At 45.7% G+C, this 18528-nt stretch carries 12 protein-coding genes; all 12 read right to left on the reverse strand.

From position 1 onward, the window contains the following. Positions 1-324: 324 nt before the first annotated feature. The 12 genes from F3J22_RS12065 to F3J22_RS12120 all read right to left on the reverse strand — a co-directional run bounded on the left by F3J22_RS12065 (position 325) and on the right by F3J22_RS12120 (position 18363). On the reverse strand, positions 325-1305 hold the full coding sequence (locus F3J22_RS12065) for a hypothetical protein (RefSeq protein ID WP_167017434.1): 981 nt from the start codon (positions 1303-1305) through the stop codon (positions 325-327). 397 nt (positions 1306-1702) lie between these two features. Then, positions 1703-2221 (reverse strand): hypothetical protein, encoded by a 519-nt coding sequence (locus tag F3J22_RS12070; RefSeq protein WP_167017436.1) that lies wholly within the window; start codon positions 2219-2221, stop codon positions 1703-1705. Between the two features lie 78 nt (positions 2222-2299). Then, positions 2300-5398 carry an efflux RND transporter permease subunit gene (locus tag F3J22_RS12075; RefSeq protein WP_167017438.1) on the reverse strand — a complete coding sequence of 1033 codons (3099 nt, stop codon included), beginning with the start codon at positions 5396-5398 and terminating at the stop codon, positions 2300-2302. 11 nt (positions 5399-5409) lie between these two features. Beyond that, positions 5410-6450 (reverse strand): efflux RND transporter periplasmic adaptor subunit, encoded by a 1041-nt coding sequence (locus tag F3J22_RS12080; protein ID WP_167017440.1) that lies wholly within the window; start codon positions 6448-6450, stop codon positions 5410-5412. Positions 6451-6500: 50 nt separating this feature from the next. Beyond that, positions 6501-7862, reverse strand: coding sequence for a TolC family protein (locus tag F3J22_RS12085; protein WP_167017442.1), 1362 nt, complete (start codon positions 7860-7862; stop codon positions 6501-6503). Between the two features lie 125 nt (positions 7863-7987). Then, positions 7988-8599, reverse strand: coding sequence for a TetR/AcrR family transcriptional regulator (locus F3J22_RS12090; RefSeq protein WP_167017444.1), 612 nt, complete (start codon positions 8597-8599; stop codon positions 7988-7990). Between the two features lie 144 nt (positions 8600-8743). Further along, positions 8744-10975 carry a DUF4838 domain-containing protein gene (locus F3J22_RS12095; RefSeq protein WP_167017446.1) on the reverse strand — a complete coding sequence of 744 codons (2232 nt, stop codon included), beginning with the start codon at positions 10973-10975 and terminating at the stop codon, positions 8744-8746. A gap of 21 nt (positions 10976-10996) precedes the next feature. Beyond that, complete coding sequence (locus tag F3J22_RS12100) at positions 10997-13858, reverse strand: tetratricopeptide repeat protein (protein WP_167017448.1); 2862 nt, start codon at positions 13856-13858, stop codon at positions 10997-10999. Positions 13859-13881: 23 nt separating this feature from the next. Then, positions 13882-15366: a glycosyltransferase family 2 protein gene (locus F3J22_RS12105; RefSeq protein WP_167017450.1), complete on the reverse strand. Its 1485-nt coding sequence runs from the start codon at positions 15364-15366 to the stop codon at positions 13882-13884. Between the two features lie 18 nt (positions 15367-15384). After that, positions 15385-16821, reverse strand: coding sequence for a glycosyltransferase family 2 protein (locus F3J22_RS12110; RefSeq protein WP_167017452.1), 1437 nt, complete (start codon positions 16819-16821; stop codon positions 15385-15387). Beyond that, positions 16821-17972, reverse strand: coding sequence for a HEAT repeat domain-containing protein (locus F3J22_RS12115; RefSeq protein WP_167017454.1), 1152 nt, complete (start codon positions 17970-17972; stop codon positions 16821-16823). Before F3J22_RS12115 ends, F3J22_RS12110 begins: the two co-directional genes overlap by 1 nt. A gap of 13 nt (positions 17973-17985) precedes the next feature. Continuing rightward, positions 17986-18363 carry a response regulator transcription factor gene (locus tag F3J22_RS12120; protein WP_167017456.1) on the reverse strand — a complete coding sequence of 126 codons (378 nt, stop codon included), beginning with the start codon at positions 18361-18363 and terminating at the stop codon, positions 17986-17988. Positions 18364-18528 lie beyond the last annotated feature (165 nt).

Genomic DNA, 18528 nt, shown 5'->3' on the forward strand with positions numbered 1-18528 from the left:
CGTGTGACAATAAATAAAACAGATAACAGCGAATGGATTCAGGGTTTGCAGATATGGGAAAATCTTTTATGCTCCGTTTAACTGAGCATTCACATTAAGGATTGCACGAAAATAGTATATATATTTATTTTATAGAATATTTTTTAAAACTTATATAGAAACTTCCTGTTTATACCTGATTTTTTGCATTGCCTCCATCCATTCCTAACAATCAGGAATACGTAACATCATATGGCATTGAGTGATTGAATCGCCCATAAACAAAAAAAGAGGTACACATGATGTACCTCTTTTTTAATATTTATGCTACTTCGATGTTGAACATTACCACACAATGATGGTATCCTGTTTCCAGGTTTGCTCAGAAACATCAAGCTTAATAGGCAGATTGCCAGTATTGCTTGGCGCGGTAATCTGCAGCGTCGTTAATACATTGCGTTTAGGATAAATCGTACGTGATCCTAAATCCTGTATAGTACCATCTACACGAGCCCATTTAATAGACACAGGAATACCATAGTCAAGAACGTCCCTGGTTCTGAAGTAATCCGCAACGTACAAACCTGCCAGAGAGTCACTAGAGTAAGTATTAACCTCCTTGTTAGCCATCAATCCACCGTAACTAACCTCTAAGATTCCTCCGCTAAAGTTAATTGCCTTATATTTTAATCCGAAAGTCAGCCTGCGCATGCTAATAGCAATAGAATTTTTGGATGAATCAGCAGCAGTTCCATTATAAGAACCATAATATACATCCAGCTCAGAATATTTATTAATGGTTTTATTTACCGGACCATTTGCCAGACTGAAATATTGCAAGGTGTCCATAAACTGACGCTGCAATTTGTTGTTATCCCTGGTCATCGTGAAGTTGGTGAAACTACGGATAGGCGCATCGAAATAGGTTAAACCAAGACTATCAGTCTGAAACAGACCATTGCCACTTCCTTTGCGGATAGCTGCAACATAAACACTGTAGTAAGTGCCTTTAGGGACTTCAAACTTCAGGGTGTCCAGTCTTTTTACAATACCCTGGGCAAATGGCTCATAGTTGCCCACGCGGATATCAACAGCATACAGTACACTGTCTGCAGTAGCACGCGCATTACCACTTACAGCCGCTCTGCCTAAAGGAGAATCTGTTATAACAAGGTCGCCGTTTAAAGCCAGTTTAACAACCTGGGTTTCGCCCTTCCAGGAGGAGCCCACTGGCTGAGGACCTGAAGGCGAATCGCTTTTGGTACAGGCATAGAAAGCTGTTGCCAGGACCAATGATCCAAGGACAGCAGATAAGGTTTTCTTCATTTGTTTTTGTTTAAATAATAAAAGTATTTATGGTTCCGAAAAGAGGGAGATATCTACTGTGGGTAATCCAGTCAGCGGGTAATAATTATAGGTGAAATTCATAGGTTTAGCCATTTAAATAATTTAAAAATAAAATTTCATCATTTTCATGACAGTTTATACTGGCAACAAACAAAATTTCAGCATCCCGGCTAATGGATGGTATAACGAAAGTAGCAACTATTTTAATTGCTGCACTATTTTTTAAAACAATTTTTTATGTAGATAAGTAGAGTAGAAATATATACTGATGAGATGATAGGCGGGCATATCTTTCCGCAGATTATACCATGTTTATAGGCATAAAAAAAGCTGCCTCTACTAAGTAGAGACAGCTGTAAAAATATTAATAGTATTATTAGAAATTATAACCTGCTTTCAGACCCCAGAATCCTCTGGTACCATCTTTAAACCAGGCTTCATATTTACCTTCCACATCGAGGCCAAGTAAACGGATACCAATACCAGGAGCCACCAGGCCACCAACACCAGTATAATCACCACCGGCAAACTGAATAGTACCACCTTCCAGCTTAGCATACAGAATGGAGAATACTTTATAACGCAGACCCAGTCGGATAGGAATCGCTTTTACATCTGCATAGTCACCGGTAATGTTGTTTCCCAGATTGAACGACTTACCGCCGAAATACATATAACTTACAGAGCCAACTGCAGTAAGACCCGCTACCAGCTTAATATCAGCACCAAGTCCGATACCATAACCTGTTTTATTTGTTTTGCTGAAATCTCCGGTAGGAAAACCGGCTTCTACAAACGGACCAATACTGAATCGCTTTAACTGCGCCTGCGATGATTGTGCAGTTACACCTATCAACAACAGCAAGGCAGCTACTGCCTGGAAGATTTTTTTCATAAGATCTAATTTTCAAAAAGGATTTGGTGATTGCCAATTATCTGTAAATGTACAGATTCCTTTATAATTTCCAACTACTTATGCTTCCTCCAGTGCTACCAGGTCTTCCTCACGGGCCGGAACCGGCGCTTTTGCAACCACGTCTATTTTAGGCGGTATCAGCTTGTATACAACCGGTGTGACTATACGTGATAACAGGGTGGAACTGATCAAACCGCCTATTAGTACTATCGCCAGCGGTGCTATCAACGGATTCGTAGATATCGCAATAGGAATTAACCCGCCAATTGCTGTAAGTGAGGTCAGTACAATCGGTAAAAAACGCACCTCTCCGGCCTCTCTGATTGCATCTTCCAGGCTATGTCCCTGCATACGTAACTGGTTCGTAAAATCTACCAGCAGAATCGTATTCTTTACCTCAATACCCGCCAATGCAATCAATCCGATAATCGCCACAAAGGAAAGTGAATTCCCCGTCATCCACAATGCCAGCGCGGCTCCCACAATGCCCAACGGAATTACTGACAACACGATCAACGTACTCTTGAAGGTCTTGAACTCCAATATCAGCACCGCAATAAACATGAACACGGTCACAATGATGATCGTCATGAAACCTCCGAAGGAGTCCTTCCTGCTTTCTACCTCTCCACCCATCTCATAACTATAGCCTGCCGGTAGCTTCATGGCATCCATCTGTCTGATGACATCATTGATCACCTTGTCGGCCAGAAACCCTTTCTGCACAAAGGCTGTCACTGCTACCATCCTGTTTTTCTCCTGGTGACGGATACTCAGCGGTGATGTTTCCAGCTCCAGCGTCGCTATCTGCTTCAGCGGAACCGCCACACCCTGGCTGTTATTCACATATAAATCGTTGAATACATCTAACGTAGGCCTGCCTGCTTTCTGCTTGGTCAGCAAAATATCATAGTCGTTGTCGTTGGTGTCATTATACTTGCCGAGGTTGATACCGCTCACGGCTAAACGTACCACCCTGTCGATGTTGGCTGTGGGAATACCCAGCTGCTGCGCTTTTTCACGGTCTATCTTTACGCGTATGTCCGACTTCAGATTACTCACCGGATTAGAAATATAGATAGTGCCGGTGGTTTTCTCCAGCATCTTCTCTACATTACCAGCCAGACTACGTAATGAATCCAGGTTGTCGCCAAATAATCTGACTTCTACCGGTGCTGCCATAGGCGGGCCCTGCTCGAAATTCTTTACTTCTATTTTAGCGCCCGGATAAGGTGTCCAGCGGCTACGTAACTTTTCAATCAAAGCCAGCTTGGCAGCCGGACTCGTATGCGGATCTAGCTGTATAAAAAGCTGCGCATAATCACTGTGCTCGTTTTCAGGGATCTCGTTATAGTAGATACGAGGATTACCTTTACCAATGTTACTGGCAACATACTTTACTTCTTTTTCTTTTAATAGTTCCGCTTCCAGCTGCTTCACAATCTGATCGGTATAACCCAGGTTCGACTGCGGCGGCGCAATTACATTTACCAGGAACTGCGGCTTTTCAGAGGCCGGGAACAAACTGAAGCCCACTGCCTTGAAAACTACGATGGAAGCACCAAAAATTATTAATGAAACAATGATAGTGAGTACCGGACGATGTAATGCTTTATCTAACAAACGCGCATAACTGCCATGGATCAGTCTTTTCAGTCCACGCATGAAGATGTTGCCTTTATGGTTGGTATGTTCTTTCAGTAATCTGCTGGCCAGGAAAGGAATGATGGTCAGCGAAACAGCCATAGAGGCCAGTACACTGAAGATAACAGCTAACGGTAACCCACGTATGAAATCACCGGCACCTTCCGGCATAAACACGATCGGCATGAAAGCAATGATCAGTGCAGCCGTGCATCCCACTACTGCGAGCCCTATCTGTGAAGTGGCTTTGAGCGTGGCTTCCATCCGGCTGTGTCCCTCAAGCATCCACCGCTCTATATTCTCAATTACTACAATGCTGTCATCTACCAATAAACCCAATGCTACTACCAATCCTACTATACTCAACTGGTTCAGGTTGTAACCAAACAACTGTAATAAAACGATACCAATAGATAACGACAACGGGATAGAGATCATCACAATAATGGCCGGACGCTGACCCAATGGCAGCAAGGTAATGGCTACCAGTAAAATCGCTATAAGGAAGTCTTTTCCGAGTCCTGCCAGTCGGGAGTTAACCGCTTCCGCCTGGTTGAAATACAATACCAGGTCTATGTTTGCCGGTAATGTTTTCTTAAAGGAATTGATTACAGGTAGGTAAGATTCCTGTGTTTTGCTGATATTCTCACCAGCTTTCTGTGCAGCAGAAACGACTACGCTACGGTGTCCGTTCAGGCGCACAAAATATTTCTCATCATCAAATCCGTAGTATACTTTGGCAATATCTTTCAGGAATATATTTTTATTGTTGGCAGATGATATAATGGTATTACCTATCTCCGCGATATCCTGGTAATTGCCGCTGGTTTTGATGTTGAAGCTTTTATCGCCTGCGTCTATGCTACCACCTGGGATATTGGCCATCTCACTCTGCATGGCGCCCATTACGGCATTGACAGGAATATGTAACTGCGCCATTTTATCCAGCTGTAACTCTACACGTACCTGCTGGTCTGGCAGGCCATGCATTTTTACATTCTTCAGCTGCGGCACTTTTTCCAGGCTCTCCTGTAATTTTTCTGCATAAAACCTGAGCTGGTCGCGGGAGGCATTTTCAGATATCAGCGCCGTCTGCAAAACATTAACATCACTGGGCTCCGACTTGCGTACTTCCATGCTGAAAATGTCTGCGGGTAAGTCTTTTCGCTTGTTATTAACTTCACGTACCAGCTCCTGGTATTTCTCTTCTACATTAGAGCTGTATTTATATTCCACCCGCATCACCGCTACGCCGTCACTGATGGTAGTGCGGAGGCGTTTTATATCTGCCAGACTATAAATCTCTTTTTCCAATGGGTCTACCACGAGGTCTTCCATGTCTTTAGGACTGGTACCCGGGTAAACCACTACCACCGTGTATTGCGGCGCTTTCATCTCCGGGTCTTCAGACCGGGGCATGTTCATGATAGTACTGACGCCCAGTACGATAATCATGATGAATATCACCAGGGTAAACTGGTAATTTTTTACAGCATATTTTGAAATCTTCATGGGAGCAGTAGTTATTGGATGATACGGATAGGAGATTGATCTTTCAGGTAAGCACTGCCGGATATGATCAGCTGGCCGTTAACGCCGCCACTGATAAGGACCTGGTCTTTCTCCATACCGGCTACGGTAACGGGCACACGATGTGCGGTCTTACCATCTTCTGTAACAAAAACATATCCGCTGCTGCCGTTACCGTCCAATAAAGCGGAGTAGGGGATACGCCAGGTACCGGAGGTATCGGCAGCAGTGGTGGAAATATGACAGCGGCCAAACATGCCGGCAGCAAGGGCTGCGGGCTTGTTGCCTGTAACCTGCACATCAATGATAAAGGTGCCGCTGGCAGGGTCAATACCTTCTGATTTGCGTGTAACCTTTCCTGTTAGTTTGCCTACGCTTTCAGATTGTGTTTCTATCTCTGCGCCATCGCCGGTTTTAATGCCAGCCCATTCTCTGTCACTTACGCCTACACGTAAAATCCAGTGTGCGCTTTTGGCGCCATTGGTCTGCAAAACAGGGGTGCCAGGCGCGATCTGCTGGCCGGTATTGGCGAGTTTATGTAAAACATAACCATCCTGAGTGGCATGTATGGCAGAATAGGCGAGATTAAATTGTGCGGATGACAATTGTTGCTTTGCCAGCTCACGCGCTGTTTTGCTGTTTTGTAATTGTTCCAGTGTTGCTACGCTGTCGTTGAAGAGGTTCTGCGTACGCTGGAAATCTCTGGCAGCCTTCTCATAGGCCAGGGTGGCCTGTTGCACCTGTGCATTGATTTCTGTCAGGTTAAGCGTGGCCAGCAGCTGCCCTTTATGAACAGGGTCTCCTTCCTTCACAAGGATACTGCTGATGATACCACCGGTTTTGAAGGAGAGGTATACTTCATCATCTGTAGTGAATTGCCCGGATGCATGTACTACCTGTGCACCGCTGTGAGCCGCTATGGCCATTGTTTTTACAGGAATGATGCCTGAATTGTCTGTTTTTGCAGCCTCAGGTTTACTGCCACAGGAAACCAGTGCAGCGGATAATACTATGAGCAAAGCATATTGTTTCATGAGTCTTGTTTTATGAGTCGGGAGTGGTTGTATAAAGATGATATAAGCGATTATTTATTTTCCAGCGGATAGCTGGCCTGCGCACGTTCTACAGCAGCAATGGTGCTTTGCACGTTTGCCTGTGTTACACTTGTTTGCAGCCTTGCCTGTGTAAGTTGGTTCTGTGCATCCACGAGCTCGAGGTAAAGCAGCTGCCCTTCCTTGTAAACCTTCAGCTGATCTCGGTAATAGCGCTCCGCGAAGTCGAGCTGTGCCCTGGCGGTATTATAATTTTTAACTGCGCTGATATAATCGTTCTTTGCCTGAAAGAGCTGTAGCTTCAGCTGGTCTTCCGTTTGCGAAGCGGCCATGCTGACAGCATTCAGCGCTGTTTCTGATTGTTTGATTTTATACTTGTTTTTGTGAAAACTGAAAAGGTTCCATTCCATGTTTACACCGAAGAAATAATAACGGGTAGTGTTGTCGAATTTGTTGGGTAATCCCTGGGAACCCAGGTCGAGGAAGGTATTCAGCTTGGGAATGAGGTAGGAGCGTTGCAATTTATTGTTGTACTGATAAGCGCCGATGGCGTGTTTGTACTCCTGCAGTTCTTCCCGCTGGCTCACATCATCACCGCCTGCCATGGCAGCAGGAATTTCAATGGTGCTGCTGTCTAACACAATGCTGTCTGTCAGTGGTCTGTTGAGTAGAAAGTTGAAATACGCCCTGGCGTTGTCCCTGTTGTTCTCCGCCTGATTAATGGAGGCCTCGTTTTTTTCTTTCTCTGTTTTGGAGCGGTACAGCGCTGTATTATTTCTAACACCGTTTCTGACCATGCTTTCGTTGATGCGGATGTTTTCGCTGATCAGGCCATCGGCACTGCGGTAAATGGCTACTGCCTGTACTGCCTGATAGTAGCGGTAATAGGCAGTTTTTACATCCTGTACCAGCTGTCTTTTGTATACATTGACAGCTGCCTGCTGCCTGCTCAGTTGCTCTTTTTTTATCTGCTGGTTGTAATAAATTTCCGCATTGATCAATGGCATACTTGTCCGCACTTTGGCATCTAAGAAGTTGTCGGGGGTCAGCTGGAATTTCATGTTCTCCAGGGTAGGGAAATTATGGGTGCCGGTAAGCTGGTTTAAGGTGCTGTAAGCAGGGTTCAGCATATCACCCACAGGGAAGTCAATGGTACGGCCGCCGCCTGATTTTACATAGCTGCCCAGAAAGGTAACGTCCGGGCCAAACAGACTTTTGGCTTCTTTCAACGCATAAAGTGCCTGGTCTAACTGAATATTTTGATCTTTCAGGCCTTTGTTGGAGCTAAAAGCCTGCTGGATGTAATTGTCCAAAGCCTGCTGCTGCGCTTTGGCGCTGAAACCTAGTGCCAATGCTAATATTAACAATGCTCCTTTTGTTATTGATGTTGACATAATAAACAGTGTTTATTAATGGATTTAAAAAAATAGCCAATGGCTATACTTGTAATCAATGTTGATATACTGAACGGTGTTTAATACAACTTGTTAAAAAAAGCCCGAAGGCTTTTTACTATATTTTAAGCGGTGATTTGCGAGATGTAAATCTTTGCAGCATTGACGATCAGCTGCTCTAAAACATCATCCGGAAGCTCGGATATTTTGATGCGGCAGCGTAAATTCAGACTCACAAAGCCATGGGCAAAGGCCCAGACGCTCAATCCTGCTACCATAGGGTCATCAAAGCGGATCAGCTTTTGGTCTACACAGGCTTTTGCAGTACCGGTGAGATAGCTGAAAGCTTCCAGTCCATTATCCCATTCTTCATCTTCTACCGAATTCATCGGTGCTTTAATGATGAACATCAGGTCATACAATTCCGGATGTGCCTGCGCAAAGGAAACATAAGCAAGCATTAGCTGCTCCAGCCGTACCAGCGGATTTTCATCAATAATCCGCTCCTTAAACCAGGCGGCCAGTTTATGAAATGCCTCACTCTGTACGTCGTAAAGAAGTTCATCCTTATCTTTGTAGTACAGATAGATAGTCGCGGGACTGTATTCTATTTTGTCGGCAATATTTCTGATCGATACTTTTTCATATCCTTCAGCCACAAACATTTCTATTGCCGCATCCACGATACGCCGCCGCATCTCTGCTTTCTCTCTCTCTTTGCGTTCTGTTATGCCCATTGAAAATATTTACAGTGCAAATATACTGAACAGTGTTTATTATTTCCAAATATCTTTCAATGTTTTTTGAAAATAAAAAAACGCTGACTGACAGTTGTTCTCTGTAAGAACTTGTCAGTCAGCGTTTTATCTTTATAAATTTACTTATTGTACCACAATCTCATCACAACACAGGCTAGCCTGTTTGCTACTGACAGCCCGCCATTCCGGCAAATGAGGCGCACAAACGGCCGTAACCCGGATATAACGGGAGTTAACCGCACCTGTGAAGAGATAGTGCGAAATACTGGCTGTAAAGTCCTCACCGGGCACAGGAATCTGTTTGGTGCCAAAGACTTTGTAATTGCTGCCATCATCGGAAGTCTCCACCTTTATACTCACCGGCACAAAAATGTAATGCCGCGCATCTTCCAGGAAATTCATACTGACCGACTTCACCGGCTTGCTGCTACCCAGGTCTATCGTTGCAACCATGTCTTTACCATAGGTAAATAGCCAGTTATAGCTGAAGTCTGTCGTGCCAAATAAACCGTCTGTCAGGGTTTTCTCCTTCATGGGACTGTATTCCGGCGTATATGGATTTACCAGCGTCACGGGCGCCCTGAATGCCAGGCCACCTATAAACTGCTGCGCCAGCAACTTAGCCCATTCCTGCTGATAAGCATCGGGAGACAAACCGCCCTCAGCTAATTCAGTGACACCTGCGGCTTTGCTGTTGGTCACAAACTGCTGCACACGCTGCGGCCACCGCGGATTTACAACATAAGTATTTCCGGATGGCATGAGGTATCCATATTTCTCTGTTCCATATGTCCGGGATTGCTGCAATACTGCATATTCCAGTGATAACCTCGCCTTATATACATGCTTTAATGCCACAGGGTCCTGCTCCACGGCCGCTTCGGCCTTGTCCAGCAAACTACTGTACTGGTCTATCTTTGCCGGCGATAAGTAATCTTTTGCGCTGTAAACCGGGCTGCCGTAAATATCCAGTACGGCATGCGTCTGCTGCACGGCATTGGTGAGTGCCTGCACATATTGCTGGATATAAGGCGCTGCCGCTTTATAGTGGCTTTGCATGAAATCGGCTGTAACCGCCTTGATATCTGCATCCTGGTTCCATAACAGTGCCGCCTGTACGTAACTGTTGTATTCGGCCATATCGCCGTAAGTTTCACCACTGCCTTGTGAAAACACCCCTTTTACATGATTAGCCTTAAAATACGCCATATTAGGCTGCAGGTTCGCATAATCCGGGAAAGGGCAGAGGTAATTGGTGAACTGTGTGGTATAATCCCAGATAAACAGATTATTGGTCATCTGCGACCAGGATGTCAGATTCTTTCTGAAATCGGCCGCAGAGGCGATTGTCTGCAATGGCTGCTGTCGGTAAGCATCTATGGTACTCAGGAAGATGAATACATTATGTGCGGGCCTGGTCTTTGCAGGCGCCTTGGCGCTGTAGCCATAGGCCAGCGTAGTAAACTGCTGCTCGGGAAACGCTGCAGCGACACGGTTGACGAAACGTATCAACGCACCGGCATGACTGCCTTCTTCTTCATCGGCTTTCCTACACTGATCGCAGGTACAATAACCTGGGCCATCTTCCGGAGAGATAGACCAGTAAACGGCATCAGGGTGTGTGGCTATTGCTTTTCTGAAATAGGCCACGGTAAGGTTGTATACCTGTTCATTACTCAGGCATAACTGCAATGCCTGACGTTTTCCATTTACTAAGGAATAATATTCAGGATGTGCCGCGAAGTGTTGGTCGGGTGGAAGGATCTTAAAGAAGGAATGTCCCCATAAACCCCACAAATCTTCGAAGCGCTGCAATCCATGCCAGTCCAGGTATTCCGGGTCTGTACTCATCGGATAGTAGCTTTCCCGGTACACAAATACAGGCTCCTGTAAATCCTTCAGGCCATCGGGCAGCGTAATGGTTTTTGCGGTGGGAACAAAGGCTGCTTCGCCGGATGTCTTACGGCAATGCATATACGTATCCAACAGGTGATAGGCGCCATACAAAACGCCTTTACCGCTTCCACCACGTACATACACCGCTTTTCCGGTGGTACCGATATAATAGCCATCTCCATAAACCTTCTCCGGGCCACTGGTATGGTCTGTATTTCCTACGAAAATGGCGGTGCTGCCAGAAAAATTATTCTCTTTAACTACCGGCAGTTTAACGCCGCTGATCTTTTGTATATAATCCTGTAACACGGTGGCTGCCTTGCTTTCAGCTTTGGAAGGGGCTGCCGGTGTTACGATGCTGTATTCACTATGTCCGTTGCTGACCACACTAATATCCCCGTTGGCCGTGCCACAGCTACTATTCCAGATCAGTAACATGGTTAAAAGGATATTGCTCATTGTTCGAATCATTATTGGTTACTAAAATTTGCGCATGAGCACCACATAGATGTCATACTGGTTTCCATATTGATTAGCCGCTAATTTTGAATTGATCCATGTACCATACAGTCCCAGCGTTGTACGGTATTTAAATACTTTCTGGTAACCAGCTGCCACACTATGTGTCAGCAGACCCGACAACTGTTCGTAGTTGATCAGTCGGCTGCGGTCATCCGGGGAAGTTCCCAGTCCTGCAATTAACGATATGAAATCGGTATGCGCCGGTGTTGTGTAATACCTGGTGGTCAGATTGAATGAGGTCGTCGTTTTTGGCGATTCACTAATCACGTAGGCACGAAGGTTTACCCAGAAATCCCCGAATGGTTTTGCCACAGAAACCACGCCGGAAACGCTGGTCAGACTATCCAAATTCAGGTATCTCGCACCGAGCTCCAGCTCTATGTCGTGTTTGAAGGTCTTGAATATAGAGTAGGCAGCCCTTATCTGTGGGAAAACTACCTTGTTGGAGTAGGTAATCAATCCATAACTGTAGAGCTTAGGATTATGCACATAGTACATTTCTGCTTCTCCCTGTAATCCGTTACCATTCTGCCTGCCGGCATAATCCAGCCGGAAAGCATAAGAGCCCTTTTTGATGAACCTTCTGTATTCAACGGTCGCGATATTATACCGGTTATCGGTATAGTCATAGGTACTGTTGAGATAGTAAAGCCCAAACTGGTTTTTCATGGTCTTTACCGCCAGCAGGTCGTAGTAATCTTTATTGGTCGTAGTCGGGAAACGCTTTGCCAGCGTATCTGCAGCCAGCGATGCGGCAGCATAATCCTTTTTATTTTCGAGTGTATTTACACGTTTCAGCAGGAAGTTTTCATTGTCAGGATAATACTTCAATGCCTGGTTAACGTATACCATCGCGCTGTCATATCGTTTTTCTCCGTTCAGCTGGTTAATGCTGTACAGTAATGCCAGTGAGTCTTTGGGATTTATTTCCAATACTTTTCCAAAGGCCGTCAGTGCACTGTCTGGCTGCTGGTTGCGCTGATAGGCAGTACCAGCGGACATCAGGCTGCTCACATAGGCTGTTTTGAATTTAGCGGTATAAGGATAACGTGCCATCAGGTCGCTGGTGATAGCAGCTGCTTCATTGTAGCGGCCTGCATCCTGTAATACACTTGCTTTCTTCAGCAGTAAATCCTTATCGTTAGGGTAGTAGCTGAGTGCTTTATCGCTGTAAAGCAGGGCACTGTCCAGCTGCTGGGTGGCACTTTGCAGGTTGATCATATAATCCAGCGCATCCCTGTTGTCGGGCTGTACTTCCAGTACGCTGTATATCTGTTGTTTGGCAAGATCATATTCTTCTGCACGCATCAGGTTACGGGCTGCTGCCAGCCTGAGTTCAGCCAGACTGCCCTTATAATTCTCATTACCCGGATGGCGGCTGCTGAGGTTATTCAGTATGGCAGCGGCGCCATCAAAATCCCCGGCTGTTTCAAGCAGGCCCGCTTTACGCAGCAGGAATTTTTCATTGTCGGGGTAGAAGGATAATGCGTTGTCTGTGGCTTTCAGCGCGGCTTTGTTATCCTTTAATGATGCGTAGGTATTAATCACGAGTCCGAGCAGGGTAGTGTCGCGTGGACTCACTTTAAGCCCTGTCTGGAAATTAGCCAGTGCCAGATCGTATTGTTCTTCTGCCATGTACTGGCGGCCGGATTGCGTTTCCAGGTTCACGAGCCTGTCGCGGAGGTCGTTGTTAGGCGCGCGCTGGTACAGCACTTCAGCGATAGCAGCTGCGGCGCCGTAGCGGTGGTCCCCTTCAAGAACGTCCATCTTTAAGTTCAATAAACGCTGATCGTTAGGATTGCTACGCAATCCTTTGTTGATCCATGCAAGTGCTTCCATATAGGCACCTCTGGCCATGCTGTAGCCGATTACTTTGTCCAGTGCTTCTCTGTTACCAGGATTTTTTTCCAGTACAGAGAGGTATAGCGAGTAGGGATCGGTGTTAGTATAATATGCTGCAGCTTCCATGCGCAGCGCGGTTTCCAGGCTATGTGCCTTTGCATCATTGGGATATCTTCTGTAAATCTGTTGTAATACGCTCAGGGCATCTGCATAAGCATGCATTTCCTGCAAAATGCCGAGCTTCTTCATCAACAGATCATAATTATCGGGCTGGCCGGTGAGTAAATTATTGACTACATCCAGGGCGTGTGGCAGGTTACCACCTCGTAATTCCGTACCCAGTCCGGCTTCACGGGCTTCCTTGTTCTGCGGGTCTACGGCCAGTACTTTATCAAAGCTCTGTCGTGCCATGTTGAAATTTCCCTGCTGCTGATGATATAGGCCAGCCATCAGGTAATGATCTACATAAGCTCTTTTTACAGTAGAGTCGTCCGGATAATGTTCCAGTATATTTTCTGCCCACTGATCACCACGATATAATTTTTTCTGTATGCCCAATATCTCCAGCTTCTTCACCATGAAGTCTTTACTGCCCGGAAACACCACCAGGGCTTCATCTGCATAACATTCTGCCTCTGTATAATTCCCGGTGGTCATCTCTATATTAATGCCTATGTAGTAGGCATCTCTATACTTCGGATCTTTCTCCAGCACGCTTTTGGTATATTTTCTGGCCAGGTCATACTTGTGTGTGAGCATGTACAGTTTGGCCAGCAGGAGTTCCTGGTCAATAAAGTCGGGCTGTTCTTTCAGCGCTTTTAGGGAAAGGTCGATGGCCTTTTCATAATGCTGCTGTTTTGTTTCCTGAACGGCCTGATCATAAAATGCTTCCGCCTGATTTTTTTTCTTTTTAAGAAACTGCGCCTGTGCCTCAAATGTGAAGCATAGCAGCAAAATAAGTGTTATATACTTGTTCATCTTTATCCTCAAAATCATATAATTTAATTCGGCTTCTTCGGAGCAAAGCCCTGACGCTGCATATTTCCCCAGGAAGTTTTCTTCCCGATCAGGAAGAACCAGTAACCTCTCAAAGCAAAAAATACGATCAGCGGGTGATATAATATTGGTTCGAGGAAGGCCATGAAAGTAAGGCCGATTACCTCTTTCCAGGTTTTGTAATGTGGATAGGTGAGCTGGTCCCAGCACATCGCCAATGTGGTGATGGTGATGGAGAACAGGTATACAAATAGTAACAATATTTTGGCGTAGGGCCAGTTTACCTGGTGTGTAAATATCAGGTAGATGTAAAAAATAATACCCGCAAATTCGATAATAGGTGCGAGAAATTCGAAGAGCAGGTTGTAGGGTAATACAATCAGTCCGAGTTTCTTATAGCGGGGGTTTAAAATGATGTGCCGGTGAATGGTCATGATCTCCGCGAGTCCGCGGCCCCAGCGGGTGCGCTGGCGGCTGAATACCTTCATGGTTGCCGGTCCTTCTGTCCAGCACTGGCTGGTAGGAATATAACGGATGGCATATTTGAGTTTGTTATCTACCATATAACTGGCCATACGCGTAACGATATCCATATCTTCTGCGAATGACTGATGGTCGTACCCGCCGGCTTTGATGGCGATTTCCTTGTCAAACAAACCTAATCCGCCGGAAACATTCGGTACGCTGTTGATAGCGCTCCATCCCATCTTACCCAATACATAGGCACGGATATATTCCATTTCCTGGAATCTGGGAAGATATTTCCGTGGCGGCTTTACACGCACCATCACGCCTTCGTCTACTTCGCAGGAGTTTACCAGGCGAAGCGTGGCGCCGGTGGCTATCACACGCATACTATCTTCTTCTACGTGTACATAACCACATTCCGGACAAGGTTCTCCGATTTCTTTGATCTTCTTATGTTCCTCATTCATGAAGGGATGTACCATGCGCAGCAATGTATCCCTGTCCAGGATACAGTCTACGTCCGTACAGAGGAAATAGTCGAACGCGGCAGCGTTGATGCCGGCATTGGAGGCATCTGCCTTGGACTTACCATTCACCTTATCGATCACCAGCAGTTTGTCGTAGGCGATATTGGTAGATTTAAACATCCTTCGTACCGGCCTGGTGATAATGCGTTCGTTATAGGCGAAATCTACTTCTACCAGTTCAAACTCATTAATAAGTTTTTCTAATGTATCATCTGTGCTTCCATCGTTTACAATAATAACTTCAAACTTTGTATAGTTCAGCGTCAGGAGGGAGCGCACATTGGAGATGATGGTCACGCCTTCATTAAAGGCGGGCGCAATCACCGATATCCCGGGCGTTAGTGGAGAATCCAGCAACAGGGAATAGTCGGTAAACGGCTGCCGTTTTTTGAACCTGCGTACACCATAGTTACTCAGTATGGCCAGGAGGGCATACGTGAGCAGCATAACGATGCCGTAGATAAAAACACAATTCTGAAATATAGTACCGACCATGTGTTAAATGTTTGGATATTAGTTTGTCTTTGCCTTCTGGAAACCCTGTCGCTGCATAGCTCCCCATGTACTTCTTTTTCCTGTAAGGAAATAGAAATATCCCCTGATGGAAAAGAAAACGATCAGCGGGTGATATAACAGGAATTCGAGAAAAGGAACGATCAGCAAAGACAATACTTCTTTCATTGTTTTATAGTAATGAAAACTGAGCTGGTCCCAGAGTATGGACAGGGTGCTGATCATTACCGCGTACGTATACACGAAAAGGAGCAGCAGAATGGCGTATGGCCAGTTGACCTGTCCGGTGACGGCAAGATAGATGTATGCAATGATACCGCTGAGCTCCACGATGGGCGCCAGCAGTTCAAAGAAGAAGTTATAAGGTATCACAACAAACCCCATCCTGCCATAGCGGGGATTGAGGAACATACTGGAATGCGCCAGCATGAGCTGTGCCAGTCCCCTTGCCCAGCGGGTGCGCTGCCTGCCGAAGATTTTGAGTGTGGAAGGGCCTTCTGTCCAGCAGAGTGTTCTTGGAATATAGCGGACAGAATATTTCATTTTGTTATCATCACAATACCGGCACATGCGAAACAGCAGTTCCATATCTTCTCCGAAGGAGCGGTGATCATATCCGCCGCTGCGTATCGCCACTTCCTTATCAAATAATCCTAATCCGCCGGATACGTTTGGTACGCAGTTCAGTGCGCTCCATCCCATTTTTCCCAGTACAAAAGAGCGGATATATTCCACTTCCTGGAAGCGTGGCAGCAGCTGTCGGGGCGGGCGCATACGCGTGAGTACGCCTTCGTCGAACTCGCTGCTGTTGGCGATGCGGAGGGTAGCGCCTACCGCAATGACGCGGCGGCCTTCTTCCTGCATCACAGGTTTGATCAGTTCCAGCAAAGTATCTTTGTGCAGTACACAATCAACATCTGTACAAACAAAATAATCGAAAGATGCTACGTTAATACCTGCGTTGGAGGCATCTGCCTTACTCTTGCCATTTACTTTATCAATGACGATCAGGTTGGAGTAAGCCAGATTTTTAGATTTATAGATATTTTTTACCGGTTGTGTCCTGATTTTTTCGTTGTAGGCGAAATCCACTGCTACCATCTCAAATTCACGGATCAGTTGCTCCATACTGTTGTCTGTACTGCCATCGTTGATCAGCACTATTTCAAACTTGGGATAGTTCAGGGTAAGGAGGGAGCGAACGTTGGCAATGATGGTCAGGCCTTCATTGTAAGCGGGCGCGAGGATGGTGATGCCCGGCGCCAGCGGAGAAGAGGCGAGGGTGTCCAGCTGTGGCTGTTTGGTGCGCGACAAATACCGCCTGATAGCAATGATGGACAATATAGCCAGCATGGCATATACAAGCAATAACGTCAGCCCATATACGAAAATTGAGGATTCATAAATCTTCCTGAGCGTTTCTGTAATACTATCCATCAATACTTAATTAACGGGTTCATACAATGCTTTAATATCAGGAGGTTCTGTCCGGTAGTTGTAGCCAGCAGTTCATCCAGTACTTCACGGGCAATCCATTCATTTTTTACAATGGCACGCGCCGCAGCTTTTTTCAGGTCGAAATCGGTAGCATGTAGAAATTCATTCCGCAGAAAATCAATATGCTTTCCACTGCTGATGCGTCCCAAAGCCCGCAGTATTTCTATCTGACAGAACAATGGCTGGCTCGTGTACAGCTGCACCAGCTTATCTTCTACTTCTTCTACTTTAAGACGGCCCAGACATTCGATTGCATCTGCTCTCGTATAGTGGTCCCTGTTGTCCAGCAGTTTAATAATAGCGGGCACAGCAGGCAACTGGTTATAATGCACCACCAGTTTCATACAGAAAGACACCACACTCTTATTGGAAGAGTAGGTGATCCATCTGGCGAAATTGGGAATGGCAATATCTTCTGTGGTCGTGATAATACGGAAAAGCTCCACCTGGTCCCAGGGGAGGAGCGGGTCCGTTACAGAATCGAAGAATTTGAACGGCTCGTTCTTACTGATCTTAATATAAGCCTGTCGGGCGGCGGCGCGCAACTCACGGTTACGGCTATTGGCCAGCGGCAGGATCGTTACATCGGAAATAGAAAGGTCCATACTGGTAAACTCCACCAGGGCAGCCACTTTCCTGTTCCATTTGCGGGATTTCAGTTTGCGGTAGGCGTCTTTGTCGAGGTCCAGCTGTGTATACAGGTTTCGGAGCAGCACACCCATATTTCCTTTTACGTTCTGGCGGAAATGGATAATACGGGCGGTGAGGGTTTCCCTTGCCCAACGCTTATGCAGCGGTAACGCTTCAAAAGGTGCCAGGTTCAGCTGTACTTTTGCAGGGTCAACATCATGCGGGATGTCCGGATTCGTCATCACCTCATCGATCAGCAACTCATCAATGCGGGGAAGCAGCTTATTGAGCCGCTTCCGCTTCATATAGGCTTTATACCTGCTTCTCAGGATAGTCAGATATGCCATAACGGTGGAAAAAACCGCTATCGCAATAAATATCATGGCAACCTGTATGGCCAGGGGGGCGTTACTGTATACATAACGTATCTCCTGCCAGCAGTCGGATATAGTCGTTGTCAAAATATAAGGAGGTTTACTTCTTCATTAATAAGCGTTTCACGCGAAGGATCAGCTCTGCAGGAATGATGGGCTTCTTCAGAAAATCATCCACACCCAGTTTAAACCCTTCCATGATCATATCTTCATTGCCCGCGTTGGATACGATAATTACCGGAATCGGATTGCCCGGATTATGACTCTTTACTTTACTTAAAATCTCGAACCCGTTGGCATATGGCATCATAATATCAGTGATGATCAGGTCGTAATTGTAGTTACTGCCTTCTAATTTTTCCATGGCTTCTTTTCCATTTACCGCTACATCTACCACGAAATCCGGTTCCGGTAAAATGCGGGCAATGATTTTTGGCATAACTTCATCATCTTCGACTAAGAGAATCTTCTTACTCATTTTTGTGGCGCTTTTTTTAACCGCGTTAACAACTCGTTATTAACGGTTGTAAACGACAATAGTTCATAAATTCTTTCAAACGTTCACGGGCTTTCCAGGATAAGTCAAATCGAGATCGATTTTCCAAAAGATCGGCGGTTAAAACTTATTACGTATATATAATAT

Source organism: Chitinophaga sp. Cy-1792 (assembly GCF_011752935.1).
Taxonomy (GTDB): Bacteria; Bacteroidota; Bacteroidia; order Chitinophagales; family Chitinophagaceae; genus Chitinophaga.

Coding starts and splice junctions, on each gene's coding strand:
- F3J22_RS12065 (WP_167017434.1), bottom strand. CDS start 1,305: ATGAAGAAAACCTTATCTGCTGTCCTTGGATCATTGGTCCTGGCAACA.
- F3J22_RS12070 (WP_167017436.1), bottom strand. CDS start 2,221: ATGAAAAAAATCTTCCAGGCAGTAGCTGCCTTGCTGTTGTTGATAGGT.
- F3J22_RS12075 (WP_167017438.1), bottom strand. CDS start 5,398: ATGAAGATTTCAAAATATGCTGTAAAAAATTACCAGTTTACCCTGGTG.
- F3J22_RS12080 (WP_167017440.1), bottom strand. CDS start 6,450: ATGAAACAATATGCTTTGCTCATAGTATTATCCGCTGCACTGGTTTCC.
- F3J22_RS12085 (WP_167017442.1), bottom strand. CDS start 7,862: ATGTCAACATCAATAACAAAAGGAGCATTGTTAATATTAGCATTGGCA.
- F3J22_RS12090 (WP_167017444.1), bottom strand. CDS start 8,599: ATGGGCATAACAGAACGCAAAGAGAGAGAGAAAGCAGAGATGCGGCGG.
- F3J22_RS12095 (WP_167017446.1), bottom strand. CDS start 10,975: ATGAGCAATATCCTTTTAACCATGTTACTGATCTGGAATAGTAGCTGT.
- F3J22_RS12100 (WP_167017448.1), bottom strand. CDS start 13,858: ATGAACAAGTATATAACACTTATTTTGCTGCTATGCTTCACATTTGAG.
- F3J22_RS12105 (WP_167017450.1), bottom strand. CDS start 15,366: ATGGTCGGTACTATATTTCAGAATTGTGTTTTTATCTACGGCATCGTT.
- F3J22_RS12110 (WP_167017452.1), bottom strand. CDS start 16,821: ATGGATAGTATTACAGAAACGCTCAGGAAGATTTATGAATCCTCAATT.
- F3J22_RS12120 (WP_167017456.1), bottom strand. CDS start 18,363: ATGAGTAAGAAGATTCTCTTAGTCGAAGATGATGAAGTTATGCCAAAA.